This window comes from Bombella favorum (assembly GCF_014048475.1).
Lineage (GTDB): Bacteria > Pseudomonadota > Alphaproteobacteria > Acetobacterales > Acetobacteraceae > Bombella > Bombella favorum.
The window spans coordinates 415,665-437,961 of the sequence record NZ_NWUS01000001.1 but is presented as its reverse complement, the minus strand read 5'-3'; the positions used below and the strand labels follow the sequence as shown (position 1 = coordinate 437,961).

Below are 22,297 nucleotides of genomic sequence, written 5' to 3'. Positions count from 1 at the left end.
CTGGGGCAGCTTAGCGGGTTTTCTCGGCTAATGCTATTCTGCCATCAGTAAAGTGATATGCGCCTTCGATGATTACTGCCCTGCGTCATTTTCTGGTTGACTCCTGGCTCGGCCGGGTGATCGCCTTTGTGGTTTTTCTTTCCTTTGTCGTGCTGGGAGGCACCTTTTTTGGCATGGGCGGTGGGATGCCCGGTCTGGGCGGTGACACCGTGGTGCAGATCGGATCCCGCAAGATTACGCCTCTTGAGTTTCAGAAAGCCATTCAGAGGCAGGTGGCTTATGCCATTCAGCAGAATGGTGGTGCGACTGAATTTTTGAAGACCCCGGAGGGGCGTCAGGAAATTGGGCATGCTGCCCTGCGCAACCTCATTCTTGTGCATGAGGGGGAGCTGGCCGGGGAACGCAATGGTCTTAACCCGGGTGATGAGACGATTCGTAAAGTCGTTTTCGCTATGCCTGATTTCCAAGACCCTAGCGGCAGGTTCGAGCCTAAGAAGATGGAAGAGCTGCTCAAGAGCAATAATCTCAGCCATCAGACTCTGACGGAAGAGACACGGCGTATGCTGTATGGCAGTGCGACCATGTTCGCTTTTGGTAAGTCTGTGCAGCCTCCAGCACAGGAGCTGGACTGGCTGGAAAATTATGTTGGGCATGGTCAGGTGGTGGATATGGTGCGCCTACCTTTCTCTCTGGGGGAAGTCTCCGCTCAGCCGACTGATGAGCAGTTGAAACGCTATTATCGGAATCACCTTTGGCAGTTCCGGCAGCCTGAATATCGTCACGCTCGTATTGTGGTGATGACGGCAGGGAGCGTAGCAAAAACGCTCCAGATTTCTGATGAAGACCTGCAGGCATCCTACAAGATGAAGATGCAGGACCCCACCGAGGCAGCCCGTTATAATAGTCCGGAGTTGCGCTCTGTTGAGGTTTTGGCTGTGACAGATGAAGCAACGGCCGAACGGATTGCAACAGCATGGCAGAAGGGGCAGTCCTGGGCAGAGTTGCAGAAGCAGTATCCCAAAGCCATCCCGGCTACGTTGAGTGATGCCCGTGTGACGGACCTGCCGGATCCCGCTCTGGGTAAGGCGGCTTTTGATACGCAGGAAGGCCACGTGTCTGCCCCCGTCCGCACAGCAGCAGGCTGGAGCGTCGTGCATGTTCTGTCCGTCAAGCCAGCAAAGCACGCCAGCTTTGAAAGCCTAAAAGACAGCATTCGGGAAGATCTGACGAATGAGCGGGCGACCGCACTGCTGAAGGACCGGCAGAGAGCGTTCGAGGAAGCCGTAGCCGGGTCTGTGACGCTGGATAAGATTCCTGCGGATATCGGAGCATTCCCTCTGGAGGGTAGCTTGGATGCTCATGGCAATCTGCCGGGTGGCGAGCCAGCCCCTCTGCCGGGGGATGGGACACTACGTCAGGCTCTGATAGGGCAGGTTTTCAGCCAGAAGAAGGATGAGCCTCCGCATGTTGTGACCGAGCCGGATGGTAGTGCTTTCGCTGTGTTGGTGGATGACATCACACCGGGCAAGCAGGAAGCGTATGAGAGCGTGCAGCAGGCTGTAAAAGATGCATGGCTGGCCGATGCCCGAAAGCACGCTACGGAACAACGGGCAACGGCTTTGTATCAGCAGGCGAAGAAGGAGGGGCTGCGTCAGGCTCTGGCTGGTCAGAAAGAGGAGGCCATGCTTCAGAAGGATGAGCATTTCTCTCGCCTTCAGTTGCGTCATGATGTGCCGGCTCTCATTCTTAGGGCGGCTCTTGAGCAGAAGCAGGGGCAGACGGCCATGCTTCAAGAAGGAGATGGTTACTGGCTGGTCAATGTGACAGGTAATTACGAGGAGTCACCGACACTGATTCAGGCTATCCGGCAGCAGCAGGCAGTGCGTATGGCAGGGGCCTATCGTAACGACCTGCAGGAGACGCTGGGTATGTCCTATACCCGTGTGGCACCGCTACGCCACTTCAACGCTACCCTGTTCAATGATGTCAATGAGAGGGTACTCAGCATGATTTCAGGAAGGCTAGGCCAGCAGTGAGCAGTATTTTACACAGGGTAGAAGCAGGTGACCTGCTGACCCCGCTTTCCGTTTTTCTTCGTTTGTCTCGTCTGGCTGATGATCCGTACCGTCTCTTTTTCGAGAGTGTGGAAGGAGGGGAAGCCCGAGGGCGGTATTCCATTATTGCCCTGCTGCCGGATACGGTATGGCGGTGTAAGGATGGTCAGGCCTTTCGTGATGGCCAAAAGGAGGACGTAGCCCCGCTGGCCTCGCTAAAAACACTTCTGGATGAGAGTCGGATGGAGCTGCCAGAGGGCATGCCTCCGATGATTGGTGGGGTCTTTGGCGTGCTGGGCTATGACATGGTCCGGCAGATGGAAGACCTTCCCAACCCGCCACCGAACGATCTGGACCTCCCTGAAGGGGTGATGATTCGTCCCCGGCTTTTTGCTGTGTTCGACATCGTGCGGGATGAGCTGATTCTTGCCACGCCATTGCGTGATGGTACGTCTGTAGAAGAGGGTGAGGCCCTTCTGGATAAGGCTGTGGCGGCTCTGCGGCAGCCCGTGGAAGACCCGGCAGAAGCATTGCCGGTAGGCACGCAGCTGGAAGTGCCTGTTTCCAACATCACGCATGAGGATTTCCTTCAGAAGGTGAAAACGGCGCAGGATTATATCGCCGCCGGTGATGCCTTCCAGATTGTGCCGAGCCAGCGTTTCACGACAGCGTTCCCGCTATCCTCGCTTTCTCTCTATCGTAGTCTGCGGCGTATTAATCCAGCACCGTTCCTGTTCCTGATGGAACTTGGTGAATTCACGCTTGTAGGTTCATCACCGGAAATTCTGGTGCGCGTGCGGGATGGTATCGTAACAGTCCGCCCACTGGCAGGCACCCGGCCCCGTGGGCGGGATCGTGAGCATGATCTGGCGTTGGAGAAGGAACTCCTGGCTGATGGCAAGGAGCTTGCCGAACATCTCATGCTGATCGACCTTGGACGGAATGATGTTGGGCGTGTGTCTCAGCTGGGAACGGTAGACGTGCCGGATCGTTTCGTGGTGGAGCGCTATAGCCACGTCATGCACATCTCATCTACTGTAACGGGGAACGTAAAGCCTGAGTGCAGCGCTCTTGATGCCCTGTCTGCAGCCTTCCCGGCTGGCACGCTGACGGGGGCACCAAAGATACGCACCATGGAGATCATTGACGAGTTGGAGCCAACCCGGCGTGGTCCCTATGCTGGGTGTGTTGGTTATTTTGGTGCCAATGGCGAGATGGATACCTGCATCGGACTGCGCATGGCCCTGTTGAAGGACGGCCAAATGTATGTGCAGGCTGGTTGTGGTGTCGTGGCTGAATCTGATCCTGAAGCCGAATATCAGGAGACGAGAGCCAAGGCCCGTGCGCTTTTTACGGCGGCAGAAGCGGCTATCAAGCAGGCCATCCATAACGGTCAGCAAAGGGTTTCTACGGGGAGGGGGTGTAAATCTCCATCCGGCGCATCATCTGAAAGAACAGCTATGACCTCTGAATGTGAGGAGACCATCAGATGATTCTGCTGATTGATAATTATGACAGTTTCACTTTCAACCTAGTGCACCACTTCGGTGCGTTGGGTGTGGAATGCGCTGTTAAGCGAAATGATGCGCTGACCGCTGACCGTGCATTGGAAATGAACCCCTCTGCCATCGTTCTGTCTCCAGGCCCGTGTTCCCCTGATGAGGCGGGCATTTGCTGTGAGCTGATTGAAAAAGCAGCGGGGAAAGTGCCCGTTCTTGGGGTTTGTCTGGGGCATCAGTCCATCGGGCAGGTCTTTGGTGCTCGTGTTGTTCGTGCCTCTGTGCCCATGCATGGCAAGATTAATGCTATTCATCATGATGGGAGTGGTGTTTTTGCTGGCCTGCCAGACCCGGTGGACATGGTGCGTTATCATAGCTTGACGCTGGACCCAGCCAGTATCCCGGATTCACTTATCGTTAATGCGAAAACGGAAGATGGCGTCATTATGGGTGTTCGGCATCGAGAATACCCGATTCATGGTGTGCAGTTCCATCCGGAGAGCATTGCATCCAACTCCGGGCGTGAGTTGCTGGCCAACTTCCTGCGACTGGCCAATGTGTTTCCGCAGAAAGAGGGTGCTGCTAGCTGATGGGCGTGCAGAAGACGTCGTTTGTTCCGTTCCTTAGGAAGGTTGCTGCCGGGCAGGAGTTGAGTGTTTCCGAGGCTGAGGCCGCCTTCATGCTCATCATGCAGGGGGATGTCTCGGAGATAGAACTCTCTGCCTTTCTAACCGCCCTTCAGATGCGAGGGGAGACGGCAGAAGAGCTTTCAGGGGCTGTACGGGCTGTTCGTCAGAATATGCAGGCTCTCCGTAACGTGCCGGAAGATACAGTGGATGTCTGCGGGACGGGCGGCGATGGTTTGGGGACGCTGAATGTGTCCACAGCTACGGCCTTTGTGTTGGCTGGCTTGGGAGTTCCTGTTGCCAAGCACGGAGGGCGGGCCTGGTCTTCTCGGGCCGGGGCGACCGATGTTCTGGAAGCACTGGGTATTCCTGCCGAAGCTGACCACGCCCGACAGGAAGAACGCCTGAGGCAGGATCATCTCGCTTTCTTAGCGGCGCCCTTTCATCATCCAGCCATGCGGATTGCCGCTCCGGTCCGGAAACAGCTTGGTTTTCGGACATTGTTCAACCTGCTGGGGCCACTCTGTAACCCGGCACGGGTCCGACGTCAGCTTGTTGGTGTGTTTGCCGAAGCATGGTGCCGCCCCGTAGCACAGGTGCTCGGGGAGCTTGGAGCGGTTTCTGCATGGGTTGTGCATGGCCACACCGATGAGGGGGGCATTGATGAATTGACCCTTTCCGGGCCTACACACAATGAGGTGTGGGAAAATGGACAGGTTGTTTCATTTGACTTGACGCCGGACATGGCAGGTCTGCCCCATTACGAGATCGCCGCTCTTAGGGGGGCAGACCCCGCCAGTAATGCGCGACGTATGGAGGCTCTTTTTGCAGGAGAAACAGGCTGTTACCGTGATACGGTCCTGCTGAATACTGCTGTTGGTCTGCATGTTGCTGGGCGGGGGAAACTGCTGGAGAATGGCTGCCTTTCCGTCCCGGCTTTGCGGCGTAATATTGCCGAAGCGGCCCGGTCCCTCGATGAGGGGTTGGCCCAGAAGGCTTTAATCCGGGCTCAAACGGGTGTAAGTGCTCAGAACTGAACGCTAGAACCGTTCCTTAATGTTCCAAGGTAAAGATTCAGGACGATCATGATTTTTTCGCCACAGCGGTCGATGGCTGCTTTTGCCCCTGCAGAGGATGGTGGACAGGTTCCGGCTTCTGATGTCTCTGCAAATAATGATGCACAGCAGACAGCCCAACCGGAGGCCACTCCGCCTGCCGCAGCAGGAGGGGGGGAAAGCGGTAGTGATGTGCTGGAGCGCATCTGCACGAGGACCCGCCTTGATGTCGAACAGCGCATGCAGGTCATGCCGCTGAAGGAGATTGCCGCCAAGGCAAAAGAAGTCTCCATGCCGACCCGTGGATTTGGTCAGGCGTTGCAGCATATTACGGCTGATAGGCGTGTGGGCCTTATCGCAGAGGTGAAGAAGGCCTCCCCCTCTGCAGGTATTCTGCGTCCTGATTATGATCCGGCTCAGATTGCCCGTTCTTATCAGAATGCTGGAGCAAGCTGTATCTCCGTTTTGACAGAAGGGTCCTGCTTCCATGGAAGTGTGGAAGACCTTCAGGCCGTGCGGGCTGCGTGTAGTCTTCCGATTCTGCGGAAGGACTTTATCCTTGATCCGTGGCAGGTGCATGAGAGCCGCCTGATTGGAGCAGACTGTATCCTGCTCATTATGGCAGCCCTGAAGGATGATGAGGCAGCCGAACTGATCGCTCTTGCCCGTGGGCTGGATATGGACGTGCTGATTGAAGTGCATAACGAGGAGGAGCTAACTCGAGCCCTTGCTTATGACAGCTTCCTGATCGGCATTAACAACCGCAATCTGAAGACACTGAAAACTGACATTCAGACAACGCTAGACCTTGCACCGCAGGTTCCGCCGGATCGTCTCGTGGTGTCGGAAAGTGGTATTGCCACGACAGAGGACCTGACCAAGGTTGGCGAAGCTGGATGCAGTGCTGTTCTGGTTGGGGAATCTCTGCTGCGGGAAGAAGATCCTGGTCTGGCGGCCCGGCGTCTACTCGGTTTCTAAAAAGAGTACTAATTTAGTATAAAAAATGGGCGGCGGGCCTTTAGACAGCTAGCTTTCACCAAAGACTGTTGTTACAAGGCCGCCCTATGCAAAGTTGTGAACCGCGGGAGAGTGTCATGGGTTCTATGACGGATGCGCCGAACCGGCAGAATGGCCCGGCGCTATCACGGGAAGAAATGGAACGCGCCTACAGGGAAATGCTGCTGGTGCGCCGCTTTGAAGAAAAAGCCGGCCAGCTGTACGGCATGGGGCTGATCGGTGGCTTCTGCCACTTGTATATTGGTCAGGAAGCCGTTGTGGCCGGTATCGGTCTTGCTATGAAGAAGGGTGATCGCTCCATCACGTCATATCGTGATCATGGGCAGATGCTCGTTGCTGGCATGACTGCTCGTGGCGTTATGGCTGAGCTGACGGGCCGTTCCGGTGGTTATTCCCACGGTAAGGGCGGTTCCATGCATATGTTCTCTAAAGAACAGGAATTCTATGGCGGCCATGGTATTGTTGGCGCACAGGTAGCCATCGGCACGGGTCTGGCCCTGACGAGTGCCTATAAGAATGATGGCGCCGTTTCCATCGTCTATTTTGGTGAAGGTGCCTCCAATCAGGGGCAGGTTTATGAGAGCTTTAATCTTGCTGCTCTGCATAAACTGCCCTGCCTTTATGTGATTGAGAATAACCGGTACGGCATGGGAACCTCCATTGAGCGCTCCTCTGCCTCCAAGGACCTTTCCAAAAACGCCGCTCCGTGGGGGATTCCATCCCGCAAGGTTGATGGTATGGATGTAGCCGCCGTCTATCAGGCCGCTAAGGAAGCAATGGAGCATTGCCGCTCTGGTAAGGGGCCGTTCCTGTTGGAGATGGAAACCTACCGTTACCGTGGCCACTCCATGTCCGACCCGGCAAAATACCGTCAGCGTTCAGAAGTGGACGAGATGCGCCGGACACGTGACCCGATTGAAACGCTGAAAGCCGAAATGATCAAGCACGGCATTGATGAATCCTTTTTCAAAACAGTGGAGCAGGATGTGAAGGCCACTGTGAAGGATGCTGCCGAATTTGCAGAAACCAGCCCCGAGCCCGATGCATCCGAGCTCTGGACCGACGTTCTGGTGGGGGAATAACTCATGGCCTCTCCTATTCTCATGCCCGCTCTTTCTCCGACTATGGAGGAGGGCACACTGGCCCGTTGGGTCAAGAAAGAAGGTGATGTGGTCAAGCCCGGCGAGGTCATTGCCGAGATTGAGACCGATAAGGCAACCATGGAGATGGAAGCCGTTGAGGAAGGCGTTCTAGGGCGCATTCTGATCACCGAAGGTACAGACCATGTTGCGGTGAATACACCCATCGCTGTTCTGCTGGAGGAAGGTGAAGACGCTTCCGCTGCGGATGCGCTGGACCTCGGTCCTAAGACTGAGCCGACCGCTAAGGTGGAAAAGAATATTCCGGCTCCAGCATCTGCACCGCAGGCTCCTACCAGCACCACCACCGACATCGTGGAACCTGAATGGGGTGAAACGGCAGAGATCACGGTGCGTGAAGCTTTGCGTGATGCGATGGCAGCCGAGATGCGCCGTGATGAGGACGTGTTCCTGCTTGGCGAGGAAGTCGCCCAGTATCAGGGTGCCTACAAGGTCAGTCAGGGTCTGCTGGATGAGTTCGGTGATAAGCGTGTCATGGACATGCCGATCACGGAGCATGGCTTTACAGGTATGGCCGTTGGTGCGGCTCTCTCTGGAGTGAAGCCGATCGTCGAGTTCATGACCATGAACTTCTCCCTTCAGGCTGTGGATCACATCATTAATTCGGCTGCTAAGACACGCTATATGTCCGGTGGTCAGATGTCCTGTCCGATCGTTTTCCGTGGTCCCAATGGGGCGGCGGCTCGTGTCGGTGCGCAGCATTCCCAGTGCTTCGGTAGCTGGTATGCTCATATTCCGGGGTTGAAGGTTGTAGCTCCGTGGTCCGCGGCAGATGCCAAGGGCTTGCTGCGTGCAGCCATCCGTGACCCGAACCCGGTTGTGGTGCTGGAAAACGAAATTCTGTACGGCAAGAAGTTCCCATGCCCGGTGGATGAGGACTTCATCCTGCCGATTGGCAAGGCCAAGATCGAACGTGAAGGTAAGGATGTGACGCTGGTCGCTTTCTCCATCATGGTTGGTGTGGCTCTGGAGGCTGCCGAGCTGCTGGCCGAGCAGGGTATTGAGGCTGAGGTGATCAACCTGCGGACTCTGCGGCCGTTGGATACGGAAACGATCATCAAGAGCGTGAAGAAGACAAGCCGCATCGTTTCTGTGGAAGAAGGCTGGCCGGTTGCAGGTATCGGGTCCGAAATCTGCACTGTGGCAGTCGAGCAGGCGTTTGACTGGCTGGATGCTCCGCCAGCTCGTGTCTGTGGGCTGGATATTCCTCTCCCTTATGCAGCAAATCTGGAGAAGCTGGCTCTGCCCAAGCCGGAGTGGATTGTTGAAGCTGTGCGTAAGCAGTTTGGAGACTGAAACCAATGGCAATCAATATCTTAATGCCGGCTCTGTCTCCGACCATGACAGAAGGCACGGTCGCCCGCTGGCTTAAAAAAGAGGGCGACATGGTCCAGTCTGGCGATGTGATCGCTGAGATCGAGACCGACAAGGCCACCATGGAAGTGGAGGCTGCGGACGAGGGAATCCTTGGGAAAATCCTCATCCCGGAAGGGACGGACCATGTGGCCGTGAAGACCCCGATCGCCATTTTGGTGGAAGAGGGCGAGGATGTTCCATCCGCTCCGGCCGCTGAAGCAAAGCCAGAGCCGCAGAAAAAGGCCGAGGCCAAGGATGAGAAACCGGCCCCGATCGAAATTTCTTCTTTCGATCCTGACAAAAAGCCTGCTGCGGCTGACGCAGGCAAAGGTGAGCGTATCTTCATTTCTCCGCTGGCTCGCCGTATTGCCAAGGAGCATGGGGTCGATATTACCAGCCTGACTGGGACAGGTCCTAATGGCCGCATCCTACGGCGTGATGTGGACAAGGCAAAGGGCCAGAAGCCCGCTGCTTCTGCCGCTCCTGCTGCAGTACCGGCAGCGGGTCATGTCGAGCATGTGAAGCATTCCGGTATGCGGAAGGTCATTGCCCGCCGCCTGACGGAGTCCAAAACGCAGGTTCCGCATTTCTATGTGTCGGTTGATATCGAGCTTGATGCTCTGTTGGCTCTGCGCAGCAAGCTGAATAAGGCTCTGGAGGCTGAAGGCTGCAAGATCTCTGTCAATGACATGATGATCAAAGCTGTGGCTGTGGCTCTGAAGAAACTGCCGGGTCTCAATGTCCAGTTCACCGAGAGCGAAATGCTGCATTTTGAGGATGTGGACATTTCCATGGCTGTCTCCGTACCGGATGGGCTGGTGACGCCGGTTATCCGTCAGGCCGACCGCAAGAGCCTCAAGGAGATTAGTCAGGAGGCGCGCAGCCTTGCGACCCGTGCTCGTGACGGTAAGCTCTCCCCAGAGGATTATCAGGGCGGGACATTCTCCATCTCCAACATGGGCATGTTCGGCGTGAAGGACTTTGCCGCCATCATCAATCCGCCGCAGGCTGCCATTCTGGCAGTTGCTTCGGGCGAGAAACGCCCGGTGGTGCGGGATGGAGAGCTGGCTGTGGCAACCGTCATGACGGCCACGCTCTCGGTGGATCATCGTGCCGTGGATGGTGCTCTCGGTGCGCAGTGGCTCAATGTGCTGCGTGACCTCATTCAGAACCCTTACTCTCTGGTGCTGTGATCATGTCTGACCTTTTTGATCTTATTGTGATCGGTGGCGGTCCGGGGGGCTATGTGGCTGCCCTGCGGGCCAGCCAGCTTGGTATGAATGTGGCTCTGGTAGAGAGCACTCACATGGGCGGCGTGTGCCTTAACTGGGGATGTATCCCCACAAAGGCCCTACTGCGTTCTGCAGAGGTGTATCATACGCTGGGTCACCTTCAGGATTATGGCTTGTCTGCCAGTCAGCCTTCCTTTGATCTTGGCGCCATCGTGAAGCGTTCTCGTGGCGTGGCGGAGAGAATGGGCAAGGGTGTTGCTCATCTGCTGAAAAAGGCCAAGGTCAAGACGTTTGATGGCCGTGGTAAGCTGGCCGGTCGTGTTGGTGAGGCTCATAAGGTCTCCATCACGAAGGATGGTAAGGAAACGGGTCAGATTCGTGCGCCGCATGTCATTCTGGCAACAGGTGCACGGGGGCGTCAGCTCCCTGGCCTGGAGACAGATGGCAAGCTCATCTGGGGTGCCCGTGAAGCCATGACGCCGGATACGTTGCCTAAGCGTTTGCTGGTGATCGGCTCCGGGGCCATCGGTATCGAGTTTGCTTCATTCTACCGTGATCTGGGTTGTGAGGTCACGGTCGCCGAAGTGGCTGATCGTATCCTCATGACAGAAGATGCCGAGATCAGCGCACAGGCTCATAAAGCCTTTGAGAAGCGTGGCATGACCATCCACACAGGTGCGAAAGTCGGCCCGCTGAAGAAAGGTGCTAACGAGGTCTCCACCACCATCGAGACGGCTAAGGGCAAGGTTGAGCTGACGGTGGATCGTGTGATCTGTGCCGTTGGTATTGTTGGTAATGTGGAAGACCTTGGCCTTGAGGGGACAAAGGTTCAGGTTGACCGCTCCCACATCAAGACGGACGAGTTCTGTCGGACCGGTGAGCCGGGCATTTACGCCATTGGTGATGTGGCGGCTCCGCCGTGGCTGGCCCATAAGGCAAGCCATGAGGGCGTGATCTGTGTCGAGAAGATCAGTGGTCGTTCTCCGGAGCCTCTCCATGCCCGTAATATTCCGGGCTGCATCTATGCCCGGCCGCAGGTGGCATCTGTGGGGCTGAGTGAAGAGAAGGCCAAGGCAGAGGGCTATAAGGTCCGTGTCGGGCGTTTCCCCTTCCTGGCCAATGGTAAGGCTGTTGCCATGGGTGAGCCTGAAGGCATGACGAAGACGGTCTTCGATGCTGAAACAGGTGAATTGCTTGGTGCTCATATGATCGGCTCCGAAGTCACGGAGATGATTCAGGGTTATGTCATCGCTCGTACGGGTGAACTGACCGATGCCGAGCTGATGGAAACAGTCTTCCCGCATCCGACCATCTCCGAGACGATGCATGAGGCTGTCCTCGCAGCTTATGAGGGTGCTCTGCACATCTGATTCATGGTTCAGCGTATTGTTATCAATCATCAGCGGGAACGTATGGCGGCCATACGGCATCCAGAAAAAGCCCATCGGCCGGATAACCCGATTCAGAAGAAACCTTCATGGATACGGGTGAAGGCACCGGGCAATAATCCTGCCTATGATGAAACAAGAGAGCTGATGCGCAAGCATGGTCTGGCGACCGTCTGCGAGGAAGCAGCCTGCCCGAATATCGGGGAGTGCTGGTCCCAGCGCCATGCGACCATGATGATCATGGGCGAGATATGCACGAGGGCCTGTGCCTTCTGTAATGTTACGACGGGTCTACCCAACAAACTGGACCCAGATGAACCTGCCCATGTAGCCGAAGCTGTTGCCAAACTGGGGCTAAAACATGTGGTCATCACGTCAGTAGATCGTGATGACCTGCCCGATGGTGGAGCACAGCATTTTGCTGATGTGATTGCGGCTGTTCGTGCCGCTTCTCCCGGGACGACTATTGAAATCCTGACTCCTGACTTCTTACGGAAGCCGGGAGCTCTGGAGGTAGTGGTGGAAGCCCGGCCGGATGTCTTCAACCATAATATCGAGACTGTGCCACGGTTATATCCGGGTATCCGCCCGGGAGCCCGTTATTATCAGTCTGTCCGTCTTCTTGATGACGCCAAAAAACTTGATCCTTCCATTTTCACAAAGTCTGGCATGATGCTGGGGCTGGGAGAAGAAAAGATGGAGGTTGCACAGGTGATGGATGATTTCCGGATTGCGGATGTCGATTTTCTGACATTGGGTCAGTATTTACAGCCAACGGTTAAACATGCGGCTGTGAAGTCCTTTGTCACGCCGGATGAATTTGCCGAATATGGGGCGATGGCTCGTGCAAAGGGTTTTCTTCAGGTCAGTTCTTCCCCTCTGACTCGATCATCCTACCATGCAGATAGGGACTTTGCCGAACTGCGTGAGGCACGGGCGCACCGTCTGGAAAAAGGTCAGAACTGATGCCGACACATGCTGAACAGCGAGTCATTCCTTATTCTGCCGAACAGCTGTTCGATCTCGTTGCGGATGTGGGTAAATATCCCGAGTTTCTGCCGTGGTGTGTACGGTCTGTTGTTCGCTCTCGGACAGAAGATGAGCTACTGGCGGACCTGACCATCGGGTTTGGTCCCTTCCGGGAGAGCTATACTAGCCGTGTTCGGTTGGAGCGTCCTCATCGTATTATTGTGGGCTATGAGCGTGGACCTTTTAAACATCTTAAGAATGTTTGGACCTTCACGCCGGAAGGGCAGGGATGCCGTGTCGATTTCTTCGTGGATTTTGAGTTTCGGTCCCGTCTGTTGAGGAATGCGATCGGCATGGTTTTTAATGAGGGTGTTCGGCTGATGGTGAAGGCCTTCATCACACGTGCCGGGAAAATTTATGGTCCTCCCAAGGGAGAAATAGGGAGGTAGCCCTCATAAAACGCTCTGATCGCCTGACGATTGGATGGATGCGTACGAAGCTGTTTTTTATGTAATATTTCTTTTATGGATGTGTGATTGTCTTGAAGAATTATTCGTCCTACACTGTCCACGTCATCACATGGAAGGATGATTGAGGAGGATTTTATGAAGAAGCTTTCCCTTTCTGCTATTGCTCTGATCGGCCTGACGGCTGCTGCTGCTCCGGCTTTCGCTGCTGATGCTCACACAGGTGCAGCTCATCATCACGGCCACCATCATCATGGTAAGAAGTGCAACATGAAGCACGGCCAGAAGAAGGAAGACGGCAAGGCTCCGCAGGCTGCTGATGATCTGAACGCATCTTCCCTGCAGAAGTCCCAGCCGGCTACCCCGGCCCCGGCAGCTCCGGCTCAGCCTGCTGCTCCGGCACCGGAAGCAGCTCCGGCTAACTGATCCAGACCTATTTCTGGCAGTGAAAAAGCGGTCCCTTATGGGGCCGCTTTTTTTATGTGCCGTTTTGGAGATTAGTGCTCCAAAAGAACGGTATAAAGGGACATATCCGTCACAATATGCTCGATGTAGAGCCTTGTCTCTTTGTAGGGGATGAGCAGAATCCAGCGTAATAGATTGTCTTCGTCAGCTAGGGTAGGAGAAGTGGGGCTGTTCATTTGCTCCTGCCACTGTTTGGAACGGCCTGGCCCGGCATTATAGGCGGCGAGTGTATAAGGGAGAACCTGCCCAAAACGATTATGGAGGTCCTCCATAAAGAGGCTGCCAAGTATCGTATTGATGTTTGGGTCTAGCAGGTCGGCAGGTGATGTCAGATGGTACGGGAGGGAGTGACGCTTTACTGTCTGTATGGCTGTAGGGAGGAGAAGCTGGGTAAGCCCAAATGCGTGGCGGGGGCTGATGGCTTGTTCGTCCATGCTGCTTTCCTGACGGATCAGAGCAGGTATGAGACTCCGGGGTAAAGATGTGGGGAATATGACACTGGGTGAGGGATAGCCGCCCGGATAAAAGGCGATACCCTGTCGTGCGAGTTGCCGGGCCGCCAGAATAGAAGGTTTGGGTAGGCTAAGTGTAACGGCCAGTCGGGCAATGGTAGGTTGCACCGTTTTATCGTTTTGCGTTCTTCCCAGAAGATAGCTCAGGAACAGGGTGGCATTCTTGCGATCACCGGCTTGTTGGAGCTGTGTTGCTGCGTCCACTAGATCAGGGCGCGGCAGGCGTTTGTTGCCGGTTGGTATGGGGGGAAGGGCCGCTAATTGTTGTTTGAATGGTGCAAGAAAACGCCCGTCCCGGGTTGTGGTCGATAGCAACGCCGTGTGTGTTCGCCGTGCAAGAGCCATTTGCCCATAAAAGGTTGTCGGGAGTGCTGCTGCTTTTTTGTAAAAAGACGTAGCTTGATCGGGGTGCTGGCTTTCCATGCTGCGGGCAAGCCAATAGAGGCCGGTGGCACGGTGGCTTAAGTCTGTTTCTTCTGCCAAAGCTCGGAAATGTGGAATGGCCTGATTCGGGGCGTGTAGCAGAGTGAGGGCAATGTACCCGGCCATTAGGTGGCTATCTGGCGTTTGTTCTGCCGTAGGAAGACTGTTCAGTAGGGCAAATCCTGTCTGTGCAGCATCGCCTCTGTCTGTACGAAGTAGGGCACGGACAAAACTTGTCCGTTCATCCTGCCATTCTGCTGTTGTAGGAACGGAGAGGTTGCCAGTGGATGTTTTGGGAGGTGTCTGCTGCCAGAGCCGAGTAGCCTCATCCAGACGGTTATGGATGCGGAGATATTTTACTCTGTAATAAAGCAACATGGCATCGTTGCTGGATGCACTATTCTGGAAGGCAGCATCCGCCTCTGCTGTAGCGAAGCGATTGGCCAGCCGTGCCGTTAGAACAGGCCGTAAGGCGGGGGCTGTCCGTTGTAGCTGCTGTCGGGCCAGCGAGACCGGCCCTGTACGCTCCAGCCGTTCATAGCGTTTCAGATCATCAGCAGGAGTGAGATAGGATGAAAAGCGGGAGAGAAAGAGGGCTGTCTCCCCGGAAGGCATGTCTGTTTCTCGCCAGAGCCGTCTAGCCTGTGAGGGGACGTCTGAAAGATAGGAAGCGCAGGCGGTAAGGAGATCGCTGCGTGCTATGGGAAAAGCAGAACATAGATTCTGCCGGGTTTGTACTGAATTATCGGCCAGCAGGGCGTGTTCATACCGACTTTCGATGCGTTTTTGTAAAGGCCAAGCGGGCTGTTGGCGGAGAAACTCCGCATAACGCTGTGCCGGATAGGCAGCCCCGTTTGGGGCTGTCAAAGCTTTCCATTCAGTGAGTCGAGACAAAGATGATGATGGATGACTGGTAGTGCTTACCCCAAGCTCATCTTCCAGCGATCTGGCAGTGTCTCCCCATGCGCTTGTGGTTGAGCAGAATAGGAGAGCCGCCATCAGGACGGTGGCGGCAATCCGGTGGGATCTCTCTGGAGGGTTAATTGGCAATTGGGAAGCGGATATCATGGTAGCCCTGATAGAGAAGATGCAGGCTGAGGCCGATCATGATCACAAGCCCCACCCACCCAAGCCAACGCATACGAAGCAGGAGAGTCGGCGTGTGTATGACACCAATAGTAATGAACAGGATGGAGATGGCCAGCCCGATAATGAGGATGGCGTGATGGTGGATCGAGACGCACGCAACGGCAAGAATATTGTCTAACCCGAGGGCTAGATCGGCAATGATAATCTTGGGTATGGCCTCGGCTAGGCTGGTTAAGTGGCTGCTTGCCTCCTCCGGGCCGGAGGAGGTGAGAGCACGGTATAGGGTCCAGCTCGTCCAGAGCAGAAGGATGCCAGCCACAACCTTGGTATAGGAAAAGACGAGCAGATCGCTCAGGATCAGTGTCAGTCCTATCCTAAGGAACGCAGCCAGAGCCGTGCCAAACAGCAGGGCTTGTCGCCTGTAGCGCTGTATCTCCGTTTGCGTTTCTTGAGAATGGAGTGTCTCATCAGTGCCGGCTGGCCTGATGCTATTGATGATCTTTTTGAGAATGACCACATTGTAGCCGCTGAGGGCCAGATTCAGGAGAATGGTCAGACAGACCATCAGGATGAAATAGGAAAAAGACATGATCGCACTTATCGTGTTGCAGTGTCCGGCCTGTATCGTTCGATCCGCTATTATAGACAGAAATGGTTCCTGATGTAGAAAAATGATCATTTCTGTAGAGGATTGGGAAAGCTATCGTGTGTCTCACTCCTGCAAAAGCTGCCTCTTTTCCCCGTTGGCTCTGGGCAAAGAGGGGGTATTTGGGGTAATCAAGGCAGGATTGCTTTTCCTGCAGGAGTTACGTCATGGTTCCCCGCTATTCCCGTCCTCGGATGACGGCCATCTGGTCCCCGGTCAATCGTTACCGCATCTGGTTCGAGATTGAGGCTCTGGCTTGTGAGGCCCTTGCCCGCAGAGGGGAGATACCGGAGGAAGCCGCCAAAATTATCCGTACAAAGGGTGATGAGGCCATGGCGGCATTTTCTGATGCCGATGTGGCACGAATTGACGAGATCGAAGCCGAGACCCGTCACGATGTCATCGCCTTCCTGACATGGCTGGCAGAAAAAGTCGGGCCGGAAAGCCGTTTTGTCCATATGGGCATGACGTCTTCTGATGTTCTGGATACGTGCCTTGCCGTACAGCTGACACAGGCGACCGATCTGCTACTGGAGGATATGGACATCCTCCTCGCTGCGCTGAAAAAGCGTGCCTATGAGCATAAGCAGACTGTTACCATCGGTCGTAGCCACGGGATTCACGCCGAGCCGATGAGCTTCGGCCAGAAGCTGGCTGGGCATTATGCCGAGTTCGCCCGTAACCGCCGCCGTCTTGAGGTGGCACGTGAAGAAATTGCCGTTTGTGCAATTTCCGGCGCCGTGGGGACATATGCCCACATTGCACCAGAGGTTGAGGAATATGTGGCCGAGCGTCTGGGGCTGAAGGCAGAATCCGTTTCTACGCAGGTGATTCCTCGGGACCGTCACGCCGCATTCTTCTGTGCTCTGGGTGTCATTGCTAGCGGGATTGAACGGCTGGCAACAGAAGTTCGTCATCTTCAGCGGTCTGAAGTGCGTGAGGCTGAAGAGTTCTTCCATGCTGGGCAGAAGGGTAGCTCGGCCATGCCGCATAAGCGGAATCCGGTGCTTTCCGAAAATCTGACCGGTTTGGCCCGTCTGATCCGCTCTTATGTCACACCAGCATTGGAGAATGTGGCCCTTTGGCATGAGCGTGACATCAGCCACTCTTCTGTGGAGCGGAACATCTGCCCGGATGGTACAATTACGCTGGACTTCGCTCTGGCTCGTCTCTCAGGGATGATGGAGAAACTGGTAGTTTATCCGGATCAGATGATCGCCAATGTGGAAAGCCTGGGTGGCGTGGTCCATTCTGGCGAGGTTCTTCTGGTATTGGCCCGTGCAGGTATTTCTCGTGAGGATGCCTACCGTATTGTTCAGCGTGCTGCCATGGCAACATGGATGAAACTCGGCACACCAGAAGGCCGGACCTTCCGTGAAAATCTGGAAGCAGACCCGGAAGTGGCTCAGCGGGTTGAAAAGGCCGTGCTTGATGATGCACTGGACCCAGCACGGCATCTTCGTGCCGTAGACCAGATATTTACCCGCGTTTTCGGCTGAATAGTATGGCCGGGGCCTCCGGTCTGATCACAGGCTCGTCTAAGGGTATTGAGCTGTGCTAGGATACCCGGACAGCCTGTAGGTGCATCGAGTAAGGATTAAATGACATGGCTCGCCGTCGTCAGATTTATGAGGGAAAAGCCAAGATCATTTTTGAAGGGCCGGAACCGGGAACGGTTGTCCAGTACTTCAAGGATGATGCAACGGCCGGTAATGGGGCCAAGAGCGGCATTATTACCGGTAAGGGTGTCCTCAACAACCGGATCAGTGAATATCTGATGCAGCGTTTGGGGGAGATGGGTATCCCCACGCACTTCATTCGTAGCCTGAACATGCGTGAGCAGCTGGTGCGGGAAGTGGAGATTATTCCGCTAGAGGTCGTGGTCCGTAATGTCGTGGCAGGCTCTCTCTCCAAACGGTTTGGTCTGCCAGAAGGCGAGCGTCTGCCCCGCACTCTTGTCGAATATTACTACAAGAATGATGAGCTGAACGACCCGCTGATTTCTGAAGAACACATCGCCACATTCGGTTGGGCGCATCCGCAGGAGTTGGAGGAGATTCAGAGCCTCGCACTACGGGTGAATGATTTTCTGTGTGGTCTGTTTACGGGTGTTGGCATCACGCTGGTCGATTTTAAGCTGGAGTTCGGCCGTCTCTGGCAGGGTGATGAAATGCGCATCGTATTGGCTGATGAAATTTCGCCAGACAATTGCCGCCTGTGGGATAGCCGAACACAGGAGAAAATGGACAAGGACCGGTTCCGTCGGGATATGGGGGGGGTAGGCGAAGCTTATCAGGAAGTAGCTCGCCGCCTTGGTATTCTTCCGGAACATGGACAAGGTGAGAGCGTAGCTGCGGAGGGTGTGTAATGAAGATTAGGGTTTTTGTCTCTCTGAAGGATGGTGTGCTGGACCCACAGGGCAAGGCAGTGGAGCACGCACTGCATTCTCTCGGTTTTAAGGGAGCTTCTGATGTGCGGATCAGCCGTGTTGTGGATCTGCACGTGAAAGCTGATAATGCCGAAGAAGCCAAGGCGAAGGGGGCTGAAATGGCCCGTGCCCTTCTGGCGAACGAGGTGATCGAGGATTTCCACGTAGAGGTAGCCGGATGAAGAAACCTATTCGACAAACAGGGTTTGCCCTGCTTTTTAGTGTGGCCTGCGTGTTTTTAGGGACAGCGGCCCATGCGCAGCGTATTTCTGCCCTTTCAGGCGATGATCTGAGCAGCCTTTGCCACAAAGAGTCTAAACGTGCGGCTTGTGGTGCCTATCTTGCCGGTGTGGTGGATGGTGCTGCTTGGTCCCAGAGCTTCGGAGCTCTGGTTGGCTCCCGCCCTGCAACGGCTTTCTGCCTCCCAACGGGGATCAAGGGAATCCAGGTGCGGTCTGTCGTGGTCGGTTGGCTGGCCGGACATGATAGTTCAGCTAACCAGCCTGCTGGTCGTGCTGTCTATCAGGCTCTTCATGACAACTATACCTGCCCTACAGGGATGGCTGGCATGTATGTTGAGCAGCGTGCTGAAGCCCAGAATATTTCTTCTCTGCCGGGGCGTGGTCTCGTCTCCATGTGTACGCATGATAGTGGCCTGCTAGCCTGTGACGGTTATCTGGCTGGAACGATGGACAGTGAAGTCTGGGCCCGCAATTACTCCACGGTTGAGGGTGTTCATGCACCGGTGGCTTTCTGTGTGCCGAAGGAGATCCGGGGAGCACAGCTCCGGGCTCTGGTCGTTGGTTGGTATGCAGGTCATGATGATGCCATGAGCGAGCCCGCTGGGCGTGGTATTTACCGGGCTCTGCATGACAATTATCCGTGTTCTTCCACGATACGGCCTATCGTATCGGCACCAGTGGGTCAGTCAGGGGACGGTAAACAGTAAATGAAAACAGGTATCGTCGTTTTTCCGGGTACTAATCGGGAGCGTGACATGGCTCAGGCCTTCCGGGTGGTATCCGGCAAGGCCCCGCAGATGCTTTGGCATCAACAGGACAATGTCGATGGGCTTGATCTGATCGTTCTTCCGGGTGGCTTCAGCTTTGGTGACTATCTGCGGAGTGGGGCCATGGCGGCTCACTCACCCATTATGCAGGCCGTGCGTCGCTTTGCGGAAAAGGGTGGTTATGTCCTTGGTGTGTGCAACGGGTTTCAGATTTTGACGGAAGCTCAGATGTTGCCAGGAGCCCTTCTGCGTAATGCGGGTATGCGTTTTCTGTCGCAGGATTGTCATCTGAAGGTCGAAGGCCGTGATAGTATTTTCACGTCCGGTTGGAAGCACGGTGATGTTTTCCGTGCACCTATGGCTCATGGGGATGGCAACTATACGGCCGCTCCTGACATGCTGGATCGTCTGGAAGGTGAGGGGCGTGTTGCGTTCCGTTACTGCACGGCAGAGGGGCATGTAAAAGACAGTGACGAGCATGTGAACATGAACGGCAGTGCCCGTTCTATTGCCGGTGTCTTGAGTGAGAATCGCCGTGTCTGTGGTCTGATGCCGCATCCTGAAAATCTGACGGAAGAGATCCTCGGCGGTACGGACGGTCTACCGCTCTTTACTGGGATCATGGAGGCACTGGGCTGATGACAACAGCACCTGTTGATATTGAGCTTGCACGCTCTTTCGGTCTGAAAGATGATGAATACGAGACCGTGCTGAACATCATGGGGCGGACACCAAGCCTGACAGAGCTTGGTATTTTCTCCGTTATGTGGTCGGAGCATTGTTCCTATAAGTCATCTCGCCTTCATTTGAAGACACTGCCGACCAAGGCACCGTGGGTCATTCATGGTCCGGGTGAAAATGCTGGCGTGATTGATATTGGGGAAGGGCTGGCAGCCGTCTTTAAGATGGAGAGCCACAACCACCCGTCATTCATCGAACCGTATCAGGGGGCAGCCACGGGTGTGGGCGGCATCCTGCGCGATGTATTTACGATGGGGGCCCGGCCTATCGCCAATCTGAACGCTCTGCGTTTTGGTGACCCTACCCATAAAGACACAAAGCGTGTTGTGGATGGAGTCGTCCGTGGGATTGGCGGATATGGCAACTGTATGGGTGTGCCAACCGTTGGTGGAGAGGTGAACTTCCACTCTTCTTACAACTGCAATCCGCTGGTTAATGCGATGACGGTCGGGATTGCCCGGCAAGACCGTATTTTCCTCTCGGCTGCGGCTGGTGTGGGTAACCCTGTTGTTTATGTCGGTTCTAAGACAGGTCGTGATGGTATTCACGGGGCCACAATGTCTTCGGCTGAGTTCGATTCCGAATCTAGCTCCAAGCGGCCAACTGTGCAGGTGGGAGACCCCTTCACCGAAAAGCTGTTGCTGGAAGCCTGCCTTGAGCTGATGGCAACCGATGCGGTGATTTCTATTCAGGATATGGGGGCCGCCGGGCTGACTTCATCCGCTGTAGAAATGGCTAGCAAGGGTGGCGTCGGGATTGATCTGGACCTTGATCACGTCCCGCAGCGTGAAGCCAACATGCACGCCTATGAGATGATGCTCTCGGAGAGCCAGGAGCGTATGCTCATGGTGCTTCGTCCGGACCGGACAGAAGAGGCTCGCAAGATCTTCGAGAAGTGGGAACTGGATTTCGCTATTGTCGGTAAGCTGACAGATAGCGGGCGGATCACAGTACGGCATAACGGGACGGTTGAGGCAGACATTCCGCTTGGTCCGCTGGCTGATGAAGCCCCCATTTATGACCGTCCGACCGTGCCGTATGAGCGTCAACCTGCTCTGGTTCCTCCGGCTGATCCGTGTGGTATCGAAAAGGGGCTGAGCCGCCTTCTGGCGGGTGCCAATGGGGCCTCCCGTGCATGGATATGGAATCAGTACGACAGCGGTGTTGGTGGGCAGACCGTACAACGCCCCGGTGGTGCTGATTCAGCCATTGTCCGGGTAGAGGGGACAAATCGTGGTCTTGCCATGACAACGGATTGTACGCCACGTTATGGTCAGGCTGACCCTTACATCGGTGGTGCACAGGCGGTATTGGAAGTATGGCGTAATCTGACAGCCACAGGCGCCAAGCCTCTGGCTATGACAGATAACCTCAACTTCGCCAGCCCGGAAAATCCACGCATCATGGCCCAGTTCGTTGAAGCCGTGAAAGGCATTGGCGATGCAGGTCGTGCGCTGGACTTCCCGGTCGTCAGTGGTAACGTTTCTTTGTATAACGAGACCCGTGGCGATGATGGCTCAGTAACGGCCATCCAGCCGGCCCCTGTGATTGGTGGTGTGGGTGTTCTGGATGATGTCCGGAAAGCCGTTGGTCTGGCGATGCCGCAGGATGGTGAGTTGCTCCTTGTTGGTGAGACGAAGGGAGAGCTCGGTCAGTCCATGTGGCTGAAGGAGATCCTCGGTCGTGAGGAAGGCGCTCCGCCTTCAGTTGATTTTGCTGCAGAACGCCGGAATGGTGATTTCGTGCGTGAGCAGATTCAGCATGGTGCTGTTGAGGCCTGTCACGATGTGGCAGATGGCGGCCTGATTGTTGCCGTAGCCGAGATGGCCATGGCTGGTAATACAGGATGTGTTCTAGAAAAGGGCCCAGCTGGGCTGCCGGAACATGTTTACTGGTTTGCTGAAGACCAGGCTCGGTATGTGCTGGCCACAAACCAGGCTGATGCGGTGATGAAGGCTGCGAAAGCAGCTGGCGTGCCGGTGTCTCGTCTGGGGCGTATCGGTGGGGATGTGCTGGCACTTGATGGTGTCATGAATGTATCAGTTCAGCATCTTCGTCAGCAGCATGGCTCTTTCTTCCCTCGCTTTATTGGGCAAGAGGAAGACGATGCTCCAGTTGTGCATCTGGATGAAATATCCTGAGGAAACGCAGATAGGGAGGT

General features: G+C 55.3%; 20 protein-coding genes. 18 read left to right on the top strand and 2 right to left on the bottom strand.

What is annotated here, in order from left to right:
- Nucleotides 1–68: 68 nt before the first annotated feature.
- The 12 genes from CPA57_RS02075 to CPA57_RS02020 all read left to right on the top strand — a co-directional run bounded on the left by CPA57_RS02075 (nucleotide 69) and on the right by CPA57_RS02020 (nucleotide 13,249).
- Nucleotides 69–2,036 carry a peptidylprolyl isomerase gene (locus CPA57_RS02075; RefSeq protein WP_182081072.1) on the top strand — a complete coding sequence of 656 codons (1,968 nt, stop codon included), beginning with the start codon at nucleotides 69–71 and terminating at the stop codon, nucleotides 2,034–2,036.
- Nucleotides 2,033–3,547, top strand: a complete 1,515-nt coding sequence (trpE, locus tag CPA57_RS02070; protein ID WP_182081070.1) for an anthranilate synthase component I — start codon at nucleotides 2,033–2,035, stop codon at nucleotides 3,545–3,547. Before CPA57_RS02075 ends, trpE begins: the two co-directional genes overlap by 4 nt.
- Nucleotides 3,544–4,143: an anthranilate synthase component II gene (locus tag CPA57_RS02065; protein ID WP_077395387.1), complete on the top strand. Its 600-nt coding sequence runs from the start codon at nucleotides 3,544–3,546 to the stop codon at nucleotides 4,141–4,143. Before trpE ends, CPA57_RS02065 begins: the two co-directional genes overlap by 4 nt.
- Complete coding sequence (gene trpD, locus CPA57_RS02060; RefSeq protein WP_182081068.1) at nucleotides 4,143–5,216, top strand: anthranilate phosphoribosyltransferase; 1,074 nt, start codon at nucleotides 4,143–4,145, stop codon at nucleotides 5,214–5,216. The genes CPA57_RS02065 and trpD overlap by 1 nt, the downstream gene beginning before the upstream one ends.
- A 48-nt stretch (nucleotides 5,217–5,264) precedes the next feature.
- Nucleotides 5,265–6,212, top strand: coding sequence for an indole-3-glycerol phosphate synthase TrpC (gene trpC, locus CPA57_RS02055; RefSeq protein WP_143280627.1), 948 nt, complete (start codon nucleotides 5,265–5,267; stop codon nucleotides 6,210–6,212).
- A gap of 116 nt (nucleotides 6,213–6,328) precedes the next feature.
- Nucleotides 6,329–7,333: a pyruvate dehydrogenase (acetyl-transferring) E1 component subunit alpha gene (gene pdhA / locus CPA57_RS02050; protein WP_077395390.1), complete on the top strand. Its 1,005-nt coding sequence runs from the start codon at nucleotides 6,329–6,331 to the stop codon at nucleotides 7,331–7,333.
- Nucleotides 7,334–7,336: 3 nt separating this feature from the next.
- A complete protein-coding gene (locus tag CPA57_RS02045; RefSeq protein WP_182081066.1) occupies nucleotides 7,337–8,707 on the top strand; it encodes a pyruvate dehydrogenase complex E1 component subunit beta in 1,371 nt (456 codons plus the stop codon).
- A gap of 5 nt (nucleotides 8,708–8,712) precedes the next feature.
- Entirely contained in the window at nucleotides 8,713–9,960 is a 1,248-nt protein-coding gene (locus CPA57_RS02040; protein WP_182081064.1) for a pyruvate dehydrogenase complex dihydrolipoamide acetyltransferase, read from the top strand.
- A gap of 2 nt (nucleotides 9,961–9,962) precedes the next feature.
- A complete protein-coding gene (lpdA, locus tag CPA57_RS02035; protein ID WP_182081062.1) occupies nucleotides 9,963–11,369 on the top strand; it encodes a dihydrolipoyl dehydrogenase in 1,407 nt (468 codons plus the stop codon).
- 3 nt (nucleotides 11,370–11,372) lie between these two features.
- On the top strand, nucleotides 11,373–12,353 hold the full coding sequence (gene lipA, locus CPA57_RS02030; RefSeq protein ID WP_077395394.1) for a lipoyl synthase: 981 nt from the start codon (nucleotides 11,373–11,375) through the stop codon (nucleotides 12,351–12,353).
- On the top strand, nucleotides 12,353–12,805 hold the full coding sequence (locus CPA57_RS02025; protein WP_077395395.1) for a type II toxin-antitoxin system RatA family toxin: 453 nt from the start codon (nucleotides 12,353–12,355) through the stop codon (nucleotides 12,803–12,805). Before lipA ends, CPA57_RS02025 begins: the two co-directional genes overlap by 1 nt.
- Before the next feature lie 156 nt (nucleotides 12,806–12,961).
- Entirely contained in the window at nucleotides 12,962–13,249 is a 288-nt protein-coding gene (locus CPA57_RS02020; protein ID WP_143280628.1) for a hypothetical protein, read from the top strand.
- 71 nt (nucleotides 13,250–13,320) lie between these two features.
- On the opposite strand, the gene CPA57_RS02015 is transcribed toward CPA57_RS02020, so the two are convergent.
- Both CPA57_RS02015 and CPA57_RS02010 read right to left on the bottom strand, forming a co-directional pair.
- Nucleotides 13,321–15,090, bottom strand: coding sequence for a lytic transglycosylase domain-containing protein (locus CPA57_RS02015; protein WP_182081060.1), 1,770 nt, complete (start codon nucleotides 15,088–15,090; stop codon nucleotides 13,321–13,323).
- Between the two features lie 172 nt (nucleotides 15,091–15,262).
- On the bottom strand, nucleotides 15,263–15,901 hold the full coding sequence (locus tag CPA57_RS02010; RefSeq protein ID WP_182081058.1) for a TerC family protein: 639 nt from the start codon (nucleotides 15,899–15,901) through the stop codon (nucleotides 15,263–15,265).
- 224 nt (nucleotides 15,902–16,125) lie between these two features.
- On the opposite strand from CPA57_RS02010, the gene purB reads away from it, so the two are divergent.
- The 6 genes from purB (at nucleotide 16,126) to purL (ending at nucleotide 22,277) form a co-directional block, all read left to right on the top strand.
- Nucleotides 16,126–17,457, top strand: coding sequence for an adenylosuccinate lyase (purB, locus tag CPA57_RS02005; protein ID WP_182081056.1), 1,332 nt, complete (start codon nucleotides 16,126–16,128; stop codon nucleotides 17,455–17,457).
- A 107-nt stretch (nucleotides 17,458–17,564) separates the two neighbouring features.
- Nucleotides 17,565–18,326, top strand: a complete 762-nt coding sequence (gene purC, locus CPA57_RS02000; RefSeq protein ID WP_182081054.1) for a phosphoribosylaminoimidazolesuccinocarboxamide synthase — start codon at nucleotides 17,565–17,567, stop codon at nucleotides 18,324–18,326.
- Complete coding sequence (gene purS, locus CPA57_RS01995; protein ID WP_182081052.1) at nucleotides 18,326–18,568, top strand: phosphoribosylformylglycinamidine synthase subunit PurS; 243 nt, start codon at nucleotides 18,326–18,328, stop codon at nucleotides 18,566–18,568. Before purC ends, purS begins: the two co-directional genes overlap by 1 nt.
- Complete coding sequence (locus CPA57_RS01990) at nucleotides 18,565–19,335, top strand: Rap1a/Tai family immunity protein (protein ID WP_182081050.1); 771 nt, start codon at nucleotides 18,565–18,567, stop codon at nucleotides 19,333–19,335. Before purS ends, CPA57_RS01990 begins: the two co-directional genes overlap by 4 nt.
- Nucleotides 19,336–20,034: a phosphoribosylformylglycinamidine synthase subunit PurQ gene (purQ, locus tag CPA57_RS01985; RefSeq protein ID WP_182081048.1), complete on the top strand. Its 699-nt coding sequence runs from the start codon at nucleotides 19,336–19,338 to the stop codon at nucleotides 20,032–20,034. It abuts the gene before it with no gap.
- A complete protein-coding gene (gene purL, locus CPA57_RS01980; RefSeq protein ID WP_182081046.1) occupies nucleotides 20,034–22,277 on the top strand; it encodes a phosphoribosylformylglycinamidine synthase subunit PurL in 2,244 nt (747 codons plus the stop codon). Before purQ ends, purL begins: the two co-directional genes overlap by 1 nt.
- Nucleotides 22,278–22,297 lie beyond the last annotated feature (20 nt).